The 19,899-nt window shown below is 65.9% G+C and carries 17 protein-coding genes and 1 pseudogene; 9 read left to right on the top strand and 9 right to left on the bottom strand.

What is annotated here, in order from left to right:
- Positions 1-10: 10 nt before the first annotated feature.
- The gene (locus KHO41_RS19400; RefSeq protein ID WP_211954914.1) at positions 11-751 is read left to right on the top strand and encodes an ABC transporter substrate-binding protein; all 741 of its coding nucleotides are present in this window, start codon (positions 11-13) and stop codon (positions 749-751) included.
- A 124-nt stretch (positions 752-875) separates the two neighbouring features.
- Entirely contained in the window at positions 876-2,180 is a 1,305-nt protein-coding gene (locus KHO41_RS19395) for a DUF3422 family protein (RefSeq protein WP_211954913.1), read from the top strand.
- Positions 2,181-2,184: 4 nt separating this feature from the next.
- Here KHO41_RS19395 and KHO41_RS19390 read toward each other — a convergent pair whose 3' ends face one another.
- Together KHO41_RS19390 and KHO41_RS19385 are read right to left on the bottom strand one after the other, a co-directional pair.
- Positions 2,185-3,150: a Bug family tripartite tricarboxylate transporter substrate binding protein gene (locus KHO41_RS19390; RefSeq protein ID WP_211954912.1), complete on the bottom strand. Its 966-nt coding sequence runs from the start codon at positions 3,148-3,150 to the stop codon at positions 2,185-2,187.
- Between the two features lie 48 nt (positions 3,151-3,198).
- Positions 3,199-4,347, bottom strand: coding sequence for an L-talarate/galactarate dehydratase (locus KHO41_RS19385; protein WP_211954911.1), 1,149 nt, complete (start codon positions 4,345-4,347; stop codon positions 3,199-3,201).
- A 267-nt stretch (positions 4,348-4,614) separates the two neighbouring features.
- Here KHO41_RS19385 and KHO41_RS19380 point away from each other — a divergent pair, with 267 nt between their 5' ends.
- Entirely contained in the window at positions 4,615-5,610 is a 996-nt protein-coding gene (locus tag KHO41_RS19380; protein WP_211954910.1) for a LacI family DNA-binding transcriptional regulator, read from the top strand.
- A gap of 8 nt (positions 5,611-5,618) precedes the next feature.
- Here the strand turns inward: KHO41_RS19380 and KHO41_RS19375 are convergent, their stop codons facing one another.
- On the bottom strand, positions 5,619-6,602 hold the full coding sequence (locus tag KHO41_RS19375) for a Bug family tripartite tricarboxylate transporter substrate binding protein (protein WP_211954909.1): 984 nt from the start codon (positions 6,600-6,602) through the stop codon (positions 5,619-5,621).
- An 81-nt stretch (positions 6,603-6,683) separates the two neighbouring features.
- Positions 6,684-7,673, bottom strand: a complete 990-nt coding sequence (locus tag KHO41_RS19370) for a 2-hydroxyacid dehydrogenase (protein ID WP_376989965.1) — start codon at positions 7,671-7,673, stop codon at positions 6,684-6,686.
- A 56-nt stretch (positions 7,674-7,729) separates the two neighbouring features.
- Between KHO41_RS19370 and KHO41_RS19365 the strand changes: the two genes are divergently transcribed.
- A complete protein-coding gene (locus KHO41_RS19365; protein WP_211954907.1) occupies positions 7,730-8,659 on the top strand; it encodes a LysR substrate-binding domain-containing protein in 930 nt (309 codons plus the stop codon).
- 261 nt (positions 8,660-8,920) lie between these two features.
- Complete coding sequence (locus KHO41_RS19360; RefSeq protein WP_211954906.1) at positions 8,921-9,400, top strand: VOC family protein; 480 nt, start codon at positions 8,921-8,923, stop codon at positions 9,398-9,400.
- Between the two features lie 26 nt (positions 9,401-9,426).
- On the opposite strand, the gene KHO41_RS19355 is transcribed toward KHO41_RS19360, so the two are convergent.
- The 4 genes and pseudogenes from KHO41_RS19355 to KHO41_RS19340 all read right to left on the bottom strand — a co-directional run bounded on the left by KHO41_RS19355 (position 9,427) and on the right by KHO41_RS19340 (position 16,269).
- Positions 9,427-11,064: an AMP-binding protein gene (locus KHO41_RS19355; RefSeq protein WP_211954905.1), complete on the bottom strand. Its 1,638-nt coding sequence runs from the start codon at positions 11,062-11,064 to the stop codon at positions 9,427-9,429.
- Between the two features lie 65 nt (positions 11,065-11,129).
- Positions 11,130-13,133, bottom strand: coding sequence for an alkyl/aryl-sulfatase (locus KHO41_RS19350; protein WP_211954904.1), 2,004 nt, complete (start codon positions 13,131-13,133; stop codon positions 11,130-11,132).
- A 48-nt stretch (positions 13,134-13,181) separates the two neighbouring features.
- Positions 13,182-14,770 (bottom strand): annotated as a pseudogene (locus KHO41_RS19345) (GMC family oxidoreductase).
- 26 nt (positions 14,771-14,796) lie between these two features.
- Positions 14,797-16,269 carry a coniferyl aldehyde dehydrogenase gene (locus tag KHO41_RS19340; protein WP_211954903.1) on the bottom strand — a complete coding sequence of 491 codons (1,473 nt, stop codon included), beginning with the start codon at positions 16,267-16,269 and terminating at the stop codon, positions 14,797-14,799.
- Positions 16,270-16,435: 166 nt separating this feature from the next.
- On the opposite strand from KHO41_RS19340, the gene KHO41_RS19335 reads away from it, so the two are divergent.
- Positions 16,436-17,113, top strand: a complete 678-nt coding sequence (locus tag KHO41_RS19335) for a TetR/AcrR family transcriptional regulator (RefSeq protein WP_211954902.1) — start codon at positions 16,436-16,438, stop codon at positions 17,111-17,113.
- Positions 17,114-17,326: 213 nt separating this feature from the next.
- On the opposite strand, the gene KHO41_RS19330 is transcribed toward KHO41_RS19335, so the two are convergent.
- Complete coding sequence (locus KHO41_RS19330; protein WP_211954901.1) at positions 17,327-17,827, bottom strand: hypothetical protein; 501 nt, start codon at positions 17,825-17,827, stop codon at positions 17,327-17,329.
- 60 nt (positions 17,828-17,887) lie between these two features.
- On the opposite strand from KHO41_RS19330, the gene KHO41_RS19325 reads away from it, so the two are divergent.
- From KHO41_RS19325 to KHO41_RS19315, 3 genes are all read left to right on the top strand, one after another.
- Positions 17,888-18,712, top strand: a complete 825-nt coding sequence (locus KHO41_RS19325) for a DUF2092 domain-containing protein (protein ID WP_211954900.1) — start codon at positions 17,888-17,890, stop codon at positions 18,710-18,712.
- Between the two features lie 10 nt (positions 18,713-18,722).
- The gene (locus KHO41_RS19320; RefSeq protein WP_211954899.1) at positions 18,723-19,280 is read left to right on the top strand and encodes a hypothetical protein; all 558 of its coding nucleotides are present in this window, start codon (positions 18,723-18,725) and stop codon (positions 19,278-19,280) included.
- A gap of 139 nt (positions 19,281-19,419) precedes the next feature.
- On the top strand, positions 19,420-19,818 hold the full coding sequence (locus tag KHO41_RS19315) for a DUF4347 domain-containing protein (RefSeq protein WP_211954898.1): 399 nt from the start codon (positions 19,420-19,422) through the stop codon (positions 19,816-19,818).
- Positions 19,819-19,899 lie beyond the last annotated feature (81 nt).

Below are 19,899 nucleotides of genomic sequence, written 5' to 3'. Positions count from 1 at the left end.
CCTCCATGCCATGACCGTAGACAAAGACCTGCTTACCGCTTTCGCGCCCACCGGCGTGCTGCGCGCCTCGATCAACCTCGGCAATCCGATTCTTGCCGGCCGTGCTGCCGATGGCTCCGCCTGCGGCGTGTCCGTCGACCTGGCCGGGGCGCTGGCCGCAAAGCTTGGCGTGCCGCTGGAGCTGGTCGTGGTCGATGCGGCGGGCAAGTCGGTCGACGTGGTCAGCCAGGAGCAGGCCGATGTCGGCTTCTTCGCCATCGATCCCAAGCGCGGGGCCACCATCGCGTTCACCGCACCTTATGTGCTGATCGAAGGCTTCTACCTGGTGCGCTCGGATTCGCCGGTCACGTCGAATGCCGACGTTGACAAGCCGGGCGTGCGCGTCGTGGTCGGCAAGGGCAGCGCTTACGATCTCCACTTGACCCGCGAACTGCAGCATGCGGAGATCGTGCGGGCCCCGACCTCGCCGACCGTGGTGCAGACATTCCTGGAGCAGGGTGCGGAAGTGGCGGCCGGCGTCAGGCAGCAGCTTGAAGCGGACGCCGCCGGAAATGACCAATTGCGCCTGCTCGGCGAGCGTTTCATGGTCATCCGGCAGGCCATGGGCGTCCCGAAGTCGCGCGGCGAACGTGCGGCGGCCTTTCTCGCCGGTTTTATCGAAGAGATGAAGGCGGCCGGCGTGGTGGCTGGTGCGCTGGCACGGCACGGTATCCGGGGCGCTACTGTGGCGCCAGCGGAAGCTGTGCAGTAAGACTGCGGGGCCCAAACAGCCGCAGCTGTCCTGTTGCACTGCGCAATGCCGTGCGGGAGAATCCGTTCAATGGATGCCTTTGCCGGCGCCCCCCTGAGCGAAACCTTCCGAGAGAGCTTCAAATATGGACCACGCCCTGCGCGCGAGCCTTGCCAACGAGTTGCACGCCAGACCCTTCCTGCGTTTGTCAGGCTCCGTCGCCCTGGCGCACCTGGCGATTTACGCGGGAGACGATGCCGCCGTCCACGAGCAACTCCTGCGCGCGTTGTGTGATCTGACGGGCATGCCGGCGCCGGAGCCGGGCAGCACCCACTATGCCGCACAGTGGAACGGCGAGCGCCAGCTGAAGTGGGAACGCCACACGGAATTCTCCACCTACACGTTCGTCGCCAGCCGGCGCGATACCGACTATTTCTCCGGCTTGGCGACCGATCACATACCGCAGGAATGGTTCGCGCAGATTGCCGGTATGCGCTTCGTGGCGATACGCATGGAGCTGGTTTCCGGCGAGCACGCCGTTCAGGCGCGCAACGACTACAGCCGCTGGATCGACGGCCCGATCAAGGTCGGCAGCCGCGTGCTTGGCAATGGCGAGGTCTATTGCGACTGGACCATCAAGCCTGATGGCTTTTCGCGCTTCCTGGTGATCGACGAAGGCTTCCGAGAAGCGCAGGGCGGCCGCCTGCTGCAGCGGCTGTACGAGATCGAGACCTATCGCATGATGGCCTTGCTTGCGCTGCCCGCCGCGCGCGAGCTCGGTCGTTCGCTCGATGTCCTGCAGCGCTCGCTGTCCGGGCTGATGAACCGGATGGACTCCGCACCGAACGACAATGTGGACTCAGCCCTGCTGCAGGATCTCACGCACCTGGCCGTGCGCGGCGAGGCGCTGGCGGAGTCCAGCCACCGCTTCAGCGCCAGCCGCGCCTACGAGCGCCTGGTCATGGCCCGCATCCAGGAACTGCGCGAGGAGCGCATCGAAGGCATTCCGACCATTGCCGAATTCATGGAACGCCGCTTCACGCCGGCCATGGAGACGTGCCGCGCCAACTGGAACCGGCTCGAGCAATTTACAGCGCGCGTGGCGCGGGCGGTCGACCTGTTGCGTACGCGCGTGAGCCTGGCGCAGGAGGGCAACACGATGCGGCTGCTCGCCGGCATGGATCGCACTGCGCGCACGCAGCTTCACCTGCAGCACGCGGTCGAAGGGTTGTCGGTCGCGGCGATCTCTTACTATGTGCTGTCGCTCACGGCAGTCGGCCTGCGCTCCATGCATGCCTTCCACCTGCCGCTGGACCCGGAGCTGGTCGAAGGCCTGCTGATCGCGCCGGTCGTGTTGCTGGTGTTTCTGGTGATCCGGCGTACCAAGCGATCCAACGGGCACGGGCACGGGCACGGGCAGGGCCATCAAAGCGCGACGCGCGCAGGCTGAGCGCTCAGTCCGCCGTGATCTTGCCCACTTCGATCACCTTCTTCCAGCGCGCAAACTCCGACGCCTGAAACGCGGCGAACTGCTCCGGCGTATTGGCGACGATCTCGAAGCCAAGGTCGAGCAGCTTCGCCTTGGTGGCCGGCTCATTGAGCGCGGCCACGGTGGCGCTGTGCAGCTTCGCCTTGATCTCCGGCGGAAGTCCCTTGGGTGCGGCCACCGCCTGCCATGAATAGACCGTCACGCCCTTGATGCCGGCCTCGTCCATGGTGGGCACATCGGGCAGGATGGGCGACCGCGCCGTGCTCGTGATGGCCAGCGCGCGAAGCTTGCCCGCCTTGATATGCGGGACCGCCGTGTTGATGTTCATGAACGTGGCATCGACCTGTCCGCCGATCAGGTCATTCATCGCCGGAGCGCCGCCTTTGTAGGGCACGTGGATGCCTGTCGTGCCCGATTGCTGCCAGAACAGTTCGGCGGTGAGGTGGTCGCTGGTGCCATTGCCGGCGGAGGCGAAGGTCATCTTGTGGGGATTGGCCTTCTCGTAGGCGATCACATCCTGCAGCGTCTTGAACCGCGAACCCGCCGGCACGGCGAGGACATTCGGCGCCTGTACCGCGACGCTGATGTAATCGAAGTCCTTGAGCGGGTCATAGCCGGCGTTCTTCGTGAGATGCGGGCCGATGACGAAAGGCCCCAGAGACGAGACGAACACCGTGTAGCCGTCGGCGGGGGCACGCCTGACCATGGCGGCACCGATCATGCCGGCCGCGCCGGGCCGGTTGTCGACCACAAAGCTGCCGCCGAACTGCGTCTGGTACTTCGCGCCGAGAATGCGCGCCACGTTGTCCGTCGAGCCGCCCGCCGGGAAGGGCACCAGCACGGTGACCGGCTTCTCCGGCCACGCCGCGTGGGCCGCCATGGCAACGGTCATGGCAGTCGTCATGAGTACGGACGCAATCAGTTTTTTCATCTTCTGTCTCCTTTCACCGTTCATGGGTATGCGGGATGCCGACGCCTGTCAGGCGTGTTGGCCGAATTTGGCCTGCTCGCGTGTCCACGCGCGGGCCTGCTCGCTGATCGTGAGTCCCAGGCCCGGCCGGGCCGGCACTACGATGCGGCCGCCGCGGATCTCGAGCCGTTCGTTGAACAGCGGTTCGAGCCAGTCGAAGTGCTCGACCCAGGGCTCGCGCGGATAGGCCGCGGCAAGGTGCACGTGCAACTCCATGGCGAAGTGCGGCGCGATCATCAGGCCCGCATGCTCGGCCAGCGCACAGACCTTGAGGAAGGGCGTGATGCCACCAACGCGCGGCGCGTCCGGCATCAGGTAGTCAGCGGCGCGGTGCCGAATCAGGTCCCAGTGTTCGGCCGCGCTGGTCAGCATTTCGCCGGTCGCGATCGGCGTGTCGAACTGCGTGGCGAGCGCGGCGTGCCCCTCGTGGTCGTAGGCGTCCAGCGGCTCTTCGATCCAGACGAGGTTGAAGGATTCGAAGGTGCGGCACATGCGTTGCGCCGTCGGGCGGTCCCATTGCTGGTTGGCGTCGACCATCAGCGGCACGGCATCGCCAAGCCGCTCGCGCACGGCGGCCACGCGCTGGATGTCGAGCGCGCCATCAGGCTGGCCGACCTTCAGCTTGATCCCGCCGATCCCGCGCTCCACCGACGCCGCCGCGTTGACGAGCAACTGGTCCAGCGGCGTGTGCAGGAAACCGCCGGAGGTGTTGTAGCAGCGCACGGCGTCGCGATGGGCGCCCAGCAGCTTGGCCAGTGACAAGCCGGCCCGCTTGGCCTTCAGGTCCCAGAGCGCCACGTCGAACGCGCCGATCGCCTGTGTCGACAATCCGCTGCGTCCGACCGACGCGCCGGCCCAGCAGAGCTTGTCCCAAAGCCGGGCGATGTCGCTCGGGTCCTCACCGAGCAGGGCCGGTGCGATTTCGCTGGCATGCGCGAACTGTCCCGGTCCGCCGGCGCGCTTGGCATAGCTGAAGCCGATGCCTTCGTGGCCGCCGTGGGTCCGGATCTCGGCAAACAGGATCGCGACCTCCGTCATTGGCTTCTGGCGGCCGGTCAGGACCTTGGCGTCGCTGATCGGAGTAGCCAGTGGCAAGTAGCACGAGGAAAGCCGGATCGAGGCGATGGTGTCGGCGGTAGGAGCGGCAGAAGTCGTCATGAGGGTGGGCCAGGGAAGGATGTGGGTAGGGCGGACATCGACGTATCGGGACCGCCTTTTGATACAAATGATAACGTTATCATTTTGGGGCGAGCTTGGCTGATATAATCCATGCGTCATATCCCCGTTGGAATTGATATCTATGTTCCGGCCGGCTGCGACAGGTCGTTGCCGAAGGAATGATGGAAATGCTAACGTTGTCATTCCCGATCGTCAATCGCCTTCAGGCGAGCTGCCGGTAGCGATTTACCCTGACTCAGGACCTGCATGTCGAATTCCAATGGGCCGAAATCCGTGACGCTGCATGATGTGGCACGTGAGGCCGGCGTCTCGTTGATTACCGCCTCGCGGGCGCTCAGCAATCCCGGCATGGTGTCGGAGAAGACCATTGCGCGGGTCCGGCAGGCGGTCGAGACGACCGGCTATATCCCGAACCTGCTCGCGGGCGGGCTCAAGTCGAAGCGCAGCCTGATGGTGGCGGCGCTCGTCCCGAATATCGCGGTGGCCCAGTTTCTGCCGACGGTCAAGGCACTGACCGACGCGCTTGACGCGGCAGGCTACCAGTTGATCCTGGGGCAGACCGGCTACGACCACGCGCGCGAAGACGCCTTGCTTGGCACGATGATCAGCCGGCGTCCGGACGGCATCGTCGTCACCGGCCTGGTCCATTCGCAGGTGTCGCGGGAGCGCTTGCGGCGGGCCGGCATTCCGGTCGTGGAGACGTGGGATCTCAGCGACCGGCCGGTCGACATGGTGGTCGGCTTTTCCCACCTCAAGGTGGGCAGCGCCATCGCGGGTTATTTCCTGGGCAAGGGATGGCGCCGCCTGGGCATTGCAACTGGCGACGATCATCGCGCTTCAGTGCGTCGAGAGGGCTTCGTCTCGACGGTCGGCCACGACGTACCGACAGTCGTCGTGCCGGCGCCGAGCAGCCTGGCGCTGGGGCGCCGGGCCCTGGCAGACCTCCTCGAGAAAGATCCACGGATCGAAGCTGTCTATTGCAGCTCCGACCAGCTTGCGCAGGGCGTCATGGTCGAGGCGCTCGCACGCGGGCTACGCATTCCCGATGACCTGGCGATCTGTGGCTTCGGTGATGCCGACTTTGCCGCGCACCTGAACCCGTCGCTGACGACGGTGCATGTGGATGGCGCGGCCATCGGGGCGATGGCCGCGCGCCTGCTGCTGGAGCGCTGCCGCGGGGAGTCGGTTCCGGAACCGGTCGTCGATGTCGGATTCCGCATCGTCGAACGCGGTTCGACCTGACCTGGCCTTCACTCCAGCTTGATCCCCAGTTCCCGAATCAGCTTCGCATAGCGTGCCGTATCCCGCGCGATCAACGCGGCGAACGCCTCCGACGTGCTGCCGGACGGCACGGCACCTTGGTCGAGCAACATCTGCTTCACCTTCGGATCGGCCAGCGCCGCGCGCACGTCCTGCGAGATCTTGCCGACAAGCGCCGGTGGCGTCCCCGCCGGCGCCAGCAGGCCGATCCACGAGACCGCTTCATAGCCCGTCAGGCCGGTTTCGGCCACGGTCGGCACGTTGGGCATTGCCGCAGCGCGCTTGTCGCCGGTCACGGCCACGGCCTTGAGCTTGCCGCCCTTGATCATCCCCATGGTTTCGTACAGCGTCGCAAACGTGTAGTTCACGTGCCCGGCCATCACGTCGGCCACGGCCGGACCGCCGCCCTTATAGGACACGTGCAGCATGTCGATGCCGGCCTGGCGCGCGAACATGGCGCCGGCGAGATGCATCGAGCTGCCGCTGCCGGAACTGCTGTACGTAACCTTGCCGGGCTCGCGCTTGCCTGCTGCGATGGCCTGCGGCACGGTGGCTGCCGGGTTGCCGGGGGCGGTCACCATGATCTGGGGCAGTTCGGCCACCAGCGATACCGGCGCGAAGCTTTTCACCGCGTCATAGGGCTGCGACTTGTACAGCGACGGGTTGATCGAATGCGTGCCGATGTTGCCCATGAGCAGCGTATAGCCGTCCGGCTTTGCACGCGCCACATAGTCGCTGCCGATCTGCCCGGCGGCGCCCGGCTTGTTCTCGATGACGACAGCCTTGCCCCACATTTCCGTGAGGCGCTGCGCAAGCAGGCGCGCGCCAGTGTCGGTGCCGCCGCCGGGCGGGAAGGGCACGACGATGGTGACCGGCCGCTCGGGGTAGCCGCCAGCGTGCGCCGGTTGCTGCGCGATGGTGACGAGTGCGGCTGCGGCCAGCAGCGCCATCATGGGAAATGCGCGATGTTGCATGGTGTCTCCTGAATCTTGCCTGGGCGCTCTTTGCCGGCGCCTGTGCAGTGAAGTGATGAAGCAATGACGGGGTGAGGCGTGCTACGCCAGCACAGTGGTAGGCGGGCGCTCTCCGGCAAGGCAGGCCCGCAGGTTGGCGAGCACGATCTCGCCCATCGCATCGCGGGTTTCCCACGTCGCGCTGGCGCGGTGAGGCTGGATCACCACGTTGTCCATTCCGAGCAGGGCGGACGGCACGGCTGGCTCGTCGGCGAACACATCGAGCCCGGCGCCTGCGATGCGGCCCGTTTCCAGGGCGCGCACCAGCTCGGGTTCGTCCACGAGCCGGCCGCGCGCCACGTTGATCAGCACGCCGTCGGCGCCCAGTGCATCGAGCACCGTAGCGTCGACCACCGGCTTCGCGCCATCGGCGGATGCGGCCAGTACCAACGCGTCGCAATGGGAGGCAAGGGCGGCAATGTCCGGCAGGAAGGTGTAGGGCACGTCGGGCAGCGCACGCAAATCGGTGTACGACACCGGGCAGCCAAACGCCGCCGCGCGTACCGCAATGGCGCGGCCCACGCGGCCCATGCCGACGATGCCTATGCGCTTGCCGCTGAAACGCCGCGCGAGCGGCAGCGATGCCTTGCCCCACTGCCCGGCACGAACGTAGCGCTCCGCTTCGGTCAGCCGGCGGTACACCGCGATCAACAACCCGATGGCCTGGTCGGCGACATCGGCGGTCAGCACATCGGGCGTGGTGGTGACGTGGATGCCGCGCTCGCGTGCGTAGGGCAGGTCGACCGCATCGGTGCCGACGCCCGATACCGCGACGATCTTGAGCGCAGGCAACCGCCGCATCACGGATTCCTTCAGGCCGAGCGAGCCGCCCGTGACGACGCCTTCGATGCGCGGCCCGATTTCGTCGAGCAGCGCGTCGGGTGATGCGTTGCCGTACAGGCGGTGGATCTCGTAGGCAGCCTGGAGGCCGGCTTCGAGACTGGGCACTACGGGCTGGGTGAGCAGAATGGCGGGTTTCACTGGCTGGTGTCTCGGGAGCGGTTGTCGATGGGCCGAGTATAGAAACGCCATCCATGCATGTCTAAGCTATAGTTTGCATCGATCAATCCAACTATTGGCATGATGCAATGATCCCGGACCTGAACCAGTTGCGCTGCTTTATCGCCGTGGGGGAGGAGCTGCACTTCGGCCGTGCCGCCGCCCGGCTTTTCATGACGCAATCGCCGCTGAGCCGGCAGATCCGCATGCTGGAGGAATCGCTCGGCGTGCGGCTGTTCGACCGCAACAGCCGCGTCGTGCGCCTGACCGCGGCGGGCACCGCCTTGCTCGACGACGCGCGGCGCCTGCTGGCCCTGGCCGGCCACGCGGTGGATGTGGCGCGGCGGATCGACAAGGGCGTCAGCGGCAAGGTGCGCGTCGGCTTTACCGCCGTGGCCGGCTACGAGCTGGTGCCGAACCTGATCGCACGGGCCATGCAGGCGCTGCCGGAAATCGAGGTGACCCTGCATGAGATGGTGACCGTCGCGCAGATCGAGGCCTTGCAAGCGGGCACTATCGACCTGGGCTTCCTGCGGCCGCTGCCGGATCTGGATCCCGAATTGCAATGGCGGCCGGCGGTCAGCGAGCCGCTGCTGCTTGCCATGCATGCGACACATGCGCTGGCGGCGCGGGAGCGCATCGCTGCCGAAGATCTGGCGGCCCAGACGTTCATCCAGTACTCCGCCACCGAAGGCAAGTATTTCCATGACCTGATCGGTTCGGTGCTCGCCGGCGCCGGCCGTCCGCCGCGTGTGGTGCAGCAGATGAGCCAGACGCACAGCGTGCTCGCGCTGGTGCGGGCTGGATTGGGGCTGGCGCTGGTGCCGGCATCGGCGCGGCATCTGCATTTCCCGGGCGTGGCGCTGCGGCCGATCTGGCGCGACGATGTGCGGGCGGAACTGCACCTGGTGTGGCGCGATGCGAACCGCAACCCGGCGTGCCGGGTATTTGCGGACTTCGCGGCGATGTACCTGGCGGGCGCGGCCGACCATGGTCCGACGCCACCGGCACAAGGCTGATTACCGAACAAGGTCTACGATTCTTCAATCGACGCAGTGGTTCTTACACGCCGCATGGGGGCAAGTGTCGTATGTCACGGCGTGGCAGGCTGGAACGAAAGTTGCGCCGCGATATCCGTGGCCAAACGTGAGACATTAGGCATCCGGTAACGGCGTCGATAGCACCCCGGCGGGAACCAGCGAGTATGGATTGTCGCCATCGTCCTGCGGATGACCGTTGCCGGTGTTCAACCCCTGTTCGACCCTTCAGGAGACACCAGGATGATTAGCAAGAACACGATCTGCCTCTGGTACGACGGCGGCGCGCTCGACGCTGCCAACTTTTACGCTGCAACATTTCCGGACAGCTCGGTCGGCGCAGTCCACCGCGCACCGGGCGACTATCCCGACGGCAAGGAGGGCGATGTCCTGACAGTGGAGTTCACCGTCATGGGCATTCCCTGCCTCGGCCTTAATGGCGGGCCGCACTTCAAACACAACGAGTCCTTCTCGTTCCGGGTCGCGACCGACGACCAGGCGGAAACCGATCGCTTGTGGGACGCGATTGTCGGCAATGGCGGCCAGGAAAGCGAATGTGGCTGGTGCAAGGACCGCTGGGGTTTGTCGTGGCAGATCACGCCGCGCGCGCTGACAGCCGCGTACACCGATCCGGACCGCGCGGCAGCCAAGCGCGCCTTTGACGCGATGATGACGATGAAGAAGATCGACATCGCGAAGATTGAAGCGGCGCGGCGGGGCTGACGCTTGCTTTCAACTGAAGATCAGTTTCATTGCTGGGCCTGCCGGAGTTCCCGCCGCAAGATCTTGCCCACGGTGGACTTCGGCAGCGCGTCGACGAACACGATCGACTTCGGCACCTTGTACGCCGTGAGCTGCGCGCGGCAATGCGCGATCAATGCGGCTTCGTCGAGCGCAGCGCTCCCATCCTTCACCACATAGACCATCAGCGCCTCGCCCGATCGGTTGTCGCTGACGCCGACGCACGCGCACTCGACCACGCCAGGGTGCTCGCTGACCACCGCCTCGATCTCGTTCGGATAAACGTTGAAGCCGGAGACGATGACCATGTCCTTCTTGCGGTCAACGATCTTCAGGTAGCCGCCTTCGGTCAGCTCACCGATATCGCCAGTGCGGAAGTACCCGTCGGCGGTGAACGCGTCGGCGTTGGCTTCGGGCTTCTGCCAGTAGCCGCGCATGACCTGCGGACCCTTCACGCAGACTTCGCCTGCGTGGCCCAGCGCCACCTCGCGGCCATCGCTGTCGATCAGCTTGACATCGGTGGACGGCAGCGGCAGGCCGGTCGTGCCATTGAAGCGGTCGGCGCTTGGCGGGTTGAAGCTGACGATGGGGCTGGTCTCGGACAGGCCATAGCCCTCGCGGATAAACACGCCGGTCAGCGCCTTCCATTTCTCCGACGTCGCCGGCACGATGGCGGCGCCGCCGCCCGCTGCCAGGCGCAGCGTGGAGAAATCGACCTCGGCAATGCGCGGATGGGCAACGAGGCCGGCGTAGAGCGTGTTGACGCCGGTGAACACCGTGCAGCGCGAAGCCTTGAGCACGTCGATGAACGTATCCATATTGCGCGGATTCGGCACCAGCCAGTTGCGTGCGCCCACCGAGAAGAAGCTGATGAAGTTCACCATCAGCGCGAAGATGTGATACAGCGGAATCGCCGTGACCACGACCTCCTTGCCCACGTCCAGGTTGTCCGCGATGACTGCCTTGAACTGCGTGACGTTCGCCACGAGATTGCGATGCGACAACGCGGCGCCCTTGGAAACACCGGTCGTGCCGCCCGTGTATTGCAGGAAGATCAGGTCGTCGCCGTGCACCTCGACCGGCAGCAGCGGTAGATTGCGCCCGTGTTCGATGGCGGCGTCGAAGGTGATTGCCTGCGTCAGCCTCGGATCAGTGGGCGGCGACGGCAGTTCGGCGCCGGTACCATCGCCAAGGCCGGTCGTGATGACCGTCTTGAGCGGCGTGCGCGGCATCACCTCGGCGACCGTAGCGGAGACGCCGCTGTAGACGAGCAGTGTTTCCACGCCGGCGTCATTGAGCTGGTGCTCGAGTTCGCGCGCGGTGTACATCGGATTGATATTGACCTGCACCGCACCGATCCGGGCAATCGCGATCAGCGCGATCGGGAAGGCGATGAGATTGGGTGCCATCACGCCGATGCGGTCGCCCTTGCGCACGCCGAGCGCGGATTGCAGATACGCGGCAAACGCGCGCGATTGTTTATCGACTTGCGCGTAGGTGACGGTCTGGTCGAGGCAGGTGAACGCCGGCAGGCTGGCATGCTCACGCAGCGCGCTTTCGAACATTGCGGTCAGCGACGGAATGGCATCTGCGTCGATCGTTGCAGGGATGTCGCCATAGCTGGCGAGCCAGGATTTCGTGGTCATGGTGCTCATGGGAAAAGGGTTGAAACGAGAGCTGCCGCGCCTTGCGCGGCAGCCGATGCGGTCACTCAGGGCGCCACGATTTCGAACTTCGGGTCGAACTTGTCGAGCATGCCGAACAGCGTCTGCAGCGCAGCCGCGTCGCCATCGACCTTGGCCTGTCCGGCGCCGACCGCGGCCTGCAGCGTGGTCTGGCCCAGCAGCGTGCCGATCAGCACGGCGCGCGGCGCGGTCAGCGTGACCTGCGCGTCCGGGTGCTGGCGCTCGGCGCGGTACATGAACACGGAGTTGTCGACGGACAGCGCATAGCGCTTGCCGGTGTCGGGCTGGATCCAGTTGATCTTCACCTGCTTGCCGGCGGCGCGGTCGCTGTTCACGCGGACGGCGAGGAAGTCCAGGAACATGGTGTCCGACATCGCGCGCACCATGTCCGGGCTGGCGGTCTGGGTGGACGCCGTCTGCGGCACGCCGTTGCGCAGTTCGTACGCGCCCATCAGGTAGGCGCTGCGCCATGCGGCGGACTCGGCCTGGTAGCCCATCTGTTCCAGCGCATCCGCTTCAAGCCGGCGCGCGGCCTGGTTCGACGGATCGGCAAACACCACATGCTTGACCACCTCGGCCACCCAGCGGTAATCGCCCTGCGCGTAGGACTTGCGCGCCTGCTCCAGCACCTTGTCGGCGCCGCCCATGAACTGCACATAACGCTGCGCGGACTGTTCGGGTGGCAGCGGGTGCAGGTCCGCCGGATTGCCGCTGTACCAGCCCAGATAGCGCTGGTAGATGGCCTTGGCATTGTGATTGACGGTGCCGTAGTAATCGCGCAGGTCCCACTGGCTGGCCAGCGATGGCGGCAGCTTCACCATCTCGGCGATCTCGGTCATGGTGTAGCCCTGGTTGGCCAGACGCAGCGACTGGTCGTGGATGTACTTGTAGCCATCGCGCTGCTTCGCCAGGAAGGCGGTAATTTCCCTCTGGCCCCACTTCGGCCAGTGGTGCTGGGCGAAGATGACTTCGGTGCGGTTGCCGAAGCGGTCGGCGGTCTCGTCGAGCGCGCGCCACCACTGGTTGGCGTCGCGCACCTGCGCGCCGCGGATGGTGTAGAGATTGTGCAGGTTGTGCGTCGCGTCTTCGGCCGCGCACAGCGCCTTCCATTGCGGGAAGTACAGCAGCATTTCGGACGGAGCTTCGCTGCCCGGCGCCATCTGGAACTCCATCTGCACGCCGTCGATGGTGCGGGTCTCGCCGGACTTCTGGATGAGGTCAGTGGGCGGGATCAGCGTGACGGTACCGAGGGACACGGTCTTGCCCAGGCCAGCATCGACCTGCCCGCGCACGCCCTTCGGCAGCAGCGGGCCGTACATGTACTGCGCGCGGCGGCTCATGGCGTTGCCGGCGTAGATGTTTTCGCTGACGGCTTCTTCCATGAAGCCTTCCGGCGCCAGGATCTTCACGCGGCCGGCCTTGACGTCGTCTTCGCTGATCACGCCTTTCACGCCGCCGAAGTGGTCGACGTGGCTGTGGGTGTAGATCACCGCGACGACGGGCTTCTTCGGGCGATGCTTGTAGTACAGGTCGAGCGCGGCGCGCGCGGTCTCGGCGGTCAGCAGCGGGTCGATGAGGATGACGCCGGTGTTGCCTTCGACGATCGTCATGTTCGACAGGTCGAAGCCGCGCACCTGGTAGATGTGGTCGGTGACCTGGAACAGGCCGTGGTTCAGGTTCAGCTGCGCCTGGCGCCACAGGCTCGGGTTGACCGAGGCCGGGGCGGCGTCATCCTTCAGGAACGCGTACGCATCGAGGTTCCAGATCACGCGGCCGCTGGCGTCGCGGATTTCGCCGCTGTCGATGGTGCCGATGAAGCCGCGCCGGGCGTCTTCAAAGTCCTGGCGGTTCGCGAACGGCAGGCGGCCGAGCACATCGGCGTTGGCCTGGCGCGTGGCGGCGGTGGCATCGCCGGGCTGTGACGGTTCGGCGGCAAAGGCGTTGGTGGCGGACAGCGTGAAGGCGGGAATCGCCGACATCACCGACATCACAAAAAGGGCCGCGCCGAGCGCGGCAGACTTGCGAAGCATGAGGTCTCCGGTTCTTCTGGGTAGGTAGTGGGTTGTGGCCTGCATGTCTCAGCGCCAGTCCTGCGCGATCATGTCCGCGCCTTTCTCGCCGATCATGATCGACGGTGCATTGGTGTTGCCGCCGACCAGCGTCGGCATGATCGAGGCATCGACCACGCGCAGCCGTTCCATGCCGCGCACGCGCAGGCGGTGGTCGACCACCGCCATGTCGTCGATGCCCATGCGGCAGGTGCTGACCGGGTGATAGATGCTGTCGGTCCGGCGGCGCAGCACGCCGATCAGCTCGTCGTCGCTGAAGGTGCGCTTGGCGTACATCTCGCGTGGCGCGTAGCGGGCCATCGGTCCTGTCTCCATGATTTCGCGCGTGAGCTTGTAGCCCTTCAGCAGCGTGGCGACGTCGTCATCGTCGCCGAAGAAGTTCGGGTCGATGCGCGGCGGTGCCAGCGGATCGGCGGAGGTCAGCCCGACGGAGCCGCGGCTCTTCGGACGCAGCACGCACACGTGGCAGCTCATGCCGTGGCCGAGGTGCTGCTTGCGGTTGTGGTCGTCGACGATGCCGGTGACCCAGTGGATCTGCACGTCGGGCCGGGCCAGCGCAGCGTCGGTGCGCAGGAAGGCGCCGGCCTCGCCGAAATTGCTGGCGAGCACGCCGGTCTGCTTGCTGCGATATTCGAAGAAGGCCTTCGTCATGGTCGCAGCGCCGCGCAGCGACACGCCCATCAGCGACGTGTCATGGGTCTTGTACGGCAGGATGTAGTCGGGATGATCGACCAGGCCCTGGCCGACGCCCGGCAGTTCATGCCGTACGGCAATACCGTGCGGGCGCAGTGCCGATCCGTCGCCGATGCCCGAGAGCAGCAGCAACTGGGGCGTGCCGAAGGCGCCTGCCGACACGATGGTCTCGCGGCGCGCAAGGATATCGACCTCGCGTCCGTTCATCTTCACCTTCACGCCTTGCGCGGTCTTGCCCTGCAGGATCAGGCCGGTCGCGTGCACGCCGGTCAGCACGGTCAGGTTCGTGCGCTTGCCGCGCAGCGGATGGAGGAACGCCACGGACGCGCTGCAGCGGCGGCCGTTGCGGATGGTCACGTGGTAGTGGCCCACGCCTTCCTGGTCCGCACCGTTGAAGTCATCGTTGACCGCGTGGCCGGCCGCGCGGCCGGCTTCGATGAACGCGTGGGTCGCCGGGTGCGCATTGAGTGCGCTGACGGTCAGTTCGCCGCCGGCGCCGTGGTAATCGCTCGCGCCGCCGAAGTGGTCTTCCGAGCGGCGGAACCACGGCAGGACTTCGTCGTAGGACCAGCCTTCGTTGCCGAGGCTCGCCCAGTCGTCATAGTCCGTGCGGTGGCCGCGGATATAGATCATCGCGTTAATGGCGCTGCTGCCGCCCGCGTCTTGCCGCGCGGCTGGTAACCAAGGCGGCCACCCAGGCCCGGTTGCGGCACCGTCTTGAAGGCCCAGTTCACATGGCGCGTGGGCAGGATGCCAATGATGCCGGCGGGCGTGTGGATCAGCGGGGAGCGGTCCGTGGGGCCAGCTTCGATCAGGCACACACGCACGGCGGGATCGGCGCTGAGCCGGTTCGCGAGCACGCAGCCGGCCGATCCGGCGCCTACGATCACGTAGTCGAATTCCATTGCAATCAGAAAAAGAAGGGGTTGTGTCAGTCGGGGCTGCGGTGCGCCGGTTGTGTGCCGGCCGGCGTGCCGTGCTGCGATTCGCCTTGCGCTGGCGCGCCCAGGAACAGGCGCATGGCCAGGCGCTGCACCCACGAGCCGTAGGGCGGGTGGAACAGCTCGATCGGGAACCAGCGGCGCTCGGCGAATACGGACTTGGCGTGCGATAGCTCGCGGAAGCCCTCGGCGCCGTGGTAGTTGCCCATGCCGGACGTGCCGCTGCCGCCGAAGGGCAGGTCGTGGTTCACCACGTGCCAGCCCCAGTCGTTCAGCGTGACGCCGCCGGCGTGCGTGCGTTCGAGCAGCGGGCCGGTTTCGGCCTTGTCATGGCCGAAGTAGTAGAGCGCCAGCGGACGGGTGCCGCGCTGCACGTGCGCAATGGCTTCGTCGAAGCTGCCATAGGTGAAGACCGGCAGGATGGGTCCGAAGATTTCCTCTTGCGCCAGGCGCATCTGCGGCGTGACGCCGAGCACCACGTGCAGCGGCAGGCGCCGTCCGCCCGACGGCATGGCCGCCGACATCACGCGTGCGCCGAGCGCCCGCGCATCGTCGAGCAATGCCTGTTGCCGGCCCAGTGCGCCGTCATGGATGACAGCGGTGTAGTCGTCGCTGCCTTGCGGGTGCATCTGGCTGGCGGCATCCAGTACCGCTTGCGCGAAGGGCTCGGCATCTTCTTCCGGCACCAGCGCATAGTCGGGCGCGACGCAGATCTGGCCGCCGTTCACGGTCTTGCCATGGGCGATACGCGTTGCCGCGGTCCGCAGGTTCGCGCTGCGCGAAACGATGGCCGGCGACTTGCCGCCCAGTTCCAGCGTCACCGGCGTGAGGTTGGCCGCGGCGGCCCGCATGACATGGCGGCCGATTTCCGGGGAGCCCGTAAAGACGATGTGGTCGAACGGCAGGCTCGTGAATGCGCGCGCGACATCGGCATCGCCTTCGACGATGGCGACCATGTCTTCGTCGAACACATCGCGCAGCAGGGCGCGCAGCGCTGCCGACGTGTGCGGCGCGTACTCCGAGGTCTTCACCATGCAGCGGTTGCCAGCGGCCAATGCTGTCGCTACCGGGCCGAGCGCCAGGTAGACCGGGAAGTTCCACGGCACGACGATGCCGACCACGCCCTTGGGCTGGTACATGACCCGCGCGCTGTTGCCGAAAAACAGCAGTTCGGTGTGCCGGCGCGACGGCTTCATCCAGCGGCGCAGCCCGCCCAGCAGGTGGTTGATGTGCATCACGGACGGCAGGACATCGACCATCAGGGTCTCGGCCTCGGCGCGCGCGCTGAAGTCGCGCTGGGCCGCCGCGGCGAGCCGGTGTGCGTGGCCCCGGATGGCGCCGCGCAAGCGCCGCAACGTGGCCCGCCGTTCGCCGAGCGACGGGAACGGCGATGCCATGAACCCTGCTCGTTGCTTCGCGAGCAACGCCTGCAAAACCTCGTCCTGTGCTGTATTCGCCACCATAGTAACCCTAAAATTATCCTGAACGGTCAGTACAATTTAGAGTTTGGTAAATAGATGGTAGGCTGTCAAGCAGAGTGCGCCGGCCCTAGGGCAAATCCCAAGAAGCGGAAAGGCGCCTTGTCCACAAATCCCACGCAGTGCGCGCATCGGTGCGCAACAAGCAGCCATGAACTCCGCACAAGAGGGTGCCGCCGGCCCCGATCTCGCTCTCGACGCCGTCACGGAAGCGCGCACTGAAGCGCCCCCCGCACGCCCCGGCGCGGCGACGAAATACCGCCGCGGGCTGGAAACCCGCCAGCGGGTCATCGACCTGACCAAAACCCTGATCGCGGAACACGGATACGGCGAGGTGACGCTGGATCAGATCTCCGCGCATGCTGGCGTTGCCAAGAGCAGCCTGCTCTGGCATTTCGGCAGCAAGGAGATCCTGCTGGCCGAGGCCGCCATCAGCCTGTTCCAGGAAATCGAGGTTTCGCTCGGGCTCGGCGAGCTGCAGGATCTCCCCGTGTCACAGCGGGTGGACAAGCTGTTCGAGCGTGTGGCTGACTATTTCATGCGCAACCCGGAAACCAAGGGCATCGTGCTGGCGCTACTGTTCTCGGGCAACGCCCCGCAGACCGTGCGCGAGCATATCCGCGAAAGCTGGGCCGGGCACGTGCGTGTGATGGTGGAGGCGCTCGGTACGCCGAACCGCCCGCTGTCGCCCGATATGGGCCGTGTGGTGCTGGCGCTGTTCCATGGCTGCTATTGCCACTGGTACGCCAACGGCGCACAGGAAGACATCCGTCTCTATCTGGGCCCCGCAAAGGAAATGTTCCAGCAATGGTTCATTGGCGCCGCGTAAGGCGCTGGCGAGCCGTTGCGTCCCGAACGGTTCGGACATTGACAGGAAAATCCCGCTTATCTAAATTTTTCGTTGTGGGGCGCCAGTTTTTGCCCGTGAATGAAATGCCCGAAGCGATACCTTTTCCTGCGGGTTTCTTTAGTTTGGCTCTTGTGGCCGTTGCCTTGATGCCCTGAATGTCCGGAGTGCACCATGTCAAAGGTTACTTTGCGATCAAGCCGGTCCGCACCCTCTGGCTTGAGCGATCCCCAGGGCACGATCGACGCTTCCCGGCGTCGCGTACGCGAGCAGATACAACGAATCCGTACGATCCGCGCCGAAGGTGGCGACACTGAACTCGCGTGCCGCGTTCTCCAGTATCTGCTGGATGCGGTGGCGCAGATGCGGTGGAATCGCGACCTCCTGGTCGCCGCATACAGAATATGCGCTGACCACCAACGGCTGCCCGCAAAGGATCCAGGCGGCAACGATGGCCGCGTAGCACGTCGATCCGGTCGACGCGGCCGCGTACGCACGAAGAATGCCAACACCACTGGCAAACACGCGGCGGCGAGCGATGGTACAGAGGCGTAGTAAATATCCGCGACGGTCATGTTGAAATTTTCTTTTCGAGATACCCAGCGCGCAGGCATTGCGGCAGGATAGGCTGCGGGTCTGTCGCCAGTTCTCCACTTTTTGCGCCCAAGCCATCGCGATCGCGCGTGGTGTATGCAACGGTGACGCGATAGCCCTGAACGTGGCTACCAACGGCAGTACTCTCTGACGGAGTTCACCATGGCACGCAAACTGGTTCTGAGCCTGCTCGCCGTCGCGTTGACGGCTTGCAGCGGTACGCCTCTGACGCCGTCGAGTCCCCCGGCGAGTCAGCCAGGCGCGACGTCCACCCCCGCCAGCGCGCTGCCGCCGGCGAGCACGGCGCAAGCGGACGCCAAAGCGGTTGACCCTGCAGCCATCAAGGCGCTACAGGACATGGGCGCGTACCTGCAGACCCTCAAGCAGTTCGAGGTCACCATCAACCTGACCGGCGAGCGCGTCCTGCAGGATGGCCAGAAGCTCCAGCACACGGCGACGGCGGACCTTGACATCGTGCGCCCCAACAAGCTGCGCGCGCAGATGCGCAGCGCGCGCTCGCAGCGCGACCTGATCTACGACGGCAAGACCGTCACGCTCTATCAGCCCGAGCAGAAGTACTACTCGCAGGCCCCATTCAACGACAACCTGGGCGCCCTGACCGAGCGGCTGCGGGAGCGCTTCGGCATTGAAGTGCCGTCAGCCGACCTGTTCCTCTGGGGTACGCCGGCGGCGCCCGTCGACAACATCCAGTCGGCCATGAACGCCGGGCAGGACATCATCGTGGGCGAGCTGTGCGACCACTACGCGTTCCGCCAAGGACAGTTCGACTGGCAGATCTGGATCTCGGCCGGCGACCGTCCGCTGCCGCGCAAGCTGGTCGTCACGAGCCGTGCCGACGAGGCACGTCCGCAGTCGATCACCTACTACAAGTGGAACCTGAATCCGAAGTTCGGCAATACGACCTTCGCATTCAAGCCGCCAGCCGGCGCCAAGTCGGCCGAGTTCGTTCCCATGAAGTCGCGCTAAGGAGCCCACCATGAAATACGCAGATCGCAAGCTGTTCACGGTGTGCATGGCCGCGCTCGCCCTGGCGGCCTCCGGATTGGCGCCCACGGCGCAGGCACGCGTCGGTGGCGGCGGTGGTGGTGGCGGTGGGCATGCGGCCGGCGCGCGCGGCGGTGGTGGTGGCGGTGGCGCCATGGCCGGCGGCGGTGGCGGTGGCGGCGGAGCCCGGCAGGTCAATAACCAACGCACCGACGCGCGCGCCAACAATGTGCGCAGCACCAGCGTCAACAATGTCAACAACGTCAATTCGAACCGGAACGTCAACGTCAATTCCAACCGCAATGTGAACGTGAACGTCGACAACCACGGCGGCTGCTGCGGCTGGGACAACGACTACCACCCGGTGGCGACCGCTGCCGCGGTCACTGCCACGGTGGCGGTGACGTCGGCGGTGATCGGTTCCATGGTCCGCACGGTGCCGGCTGGCTGCGTGCCGGTCAACTATGGCGGGATGGTGTACCAGCAGTGCGGCACCACGTGGTACCAGCCGCAAGGGTCGCAGTACATTGTGGTGAACGCACCGTACTGAGGCTGGCAGTGGCCTGCCGGCGACCCCTCCATACTGTGGCCGCCGGCATGCGAACCAGCGCGGGGCAGGGCCCGCTCGTCCAGGCGCGGGAAGGGCGCGGCCCATGACCTAACGCGAACACGACAGGGCGGAGCCAGCGATGTCCGATGCCATTTCAAGGTTCCTGCCAACCAGCCAGACGCTGGCACTCGAACAGCGCGTGCTCTACGACGCCGCGGCGGGCGCCGCCGTGGAGCACCAGCAGCAGGCGCAGCCCCAGCCCGACGGCGCTGCGGCGCCGGCCCACGCCCCTGCCCCGGATGCACACGTGGCGGGCAAGCAGTTGCTGGTCATCGATGCCCGCATCAATGGTGCCGACCAGCTCGCACAGAGCGCGTCGCCGGGGACCGAAGTCGTGGTGGTCGGCGCGGGCCAGGATGGCGTTGCCGCCGTGCAGGCGGCGCTGGAACGGCTTGGTCGTGTCGACTCCATCCAGATCCTGGGCCATGGCGCGCCCGGCGAGATCACGCTAGGGCCTGTTCACACTAATTTGATTTAGTTGTATGCTTCGGTGATGGAAATCACCGAAGCCCAATATCGACAGATTGAACACTGCTTGCCTCGCCAGCGTGGCAACGTG

This window comes from Cupriavidus numazuensis (assembly GCF_905397435.1).
GTDB lineage: Bacteria > Pseudomonadota > Gammaproteobacteria > Burkholderiales > Burkholderiaceae > Cupriavidus > Cupriavidus numazuensis.
The sequence above is the reverse complement of the archived record's forward strand: the minus strand, read 5'-3'. Positions and strand labels throughout refer to the sequence as shown.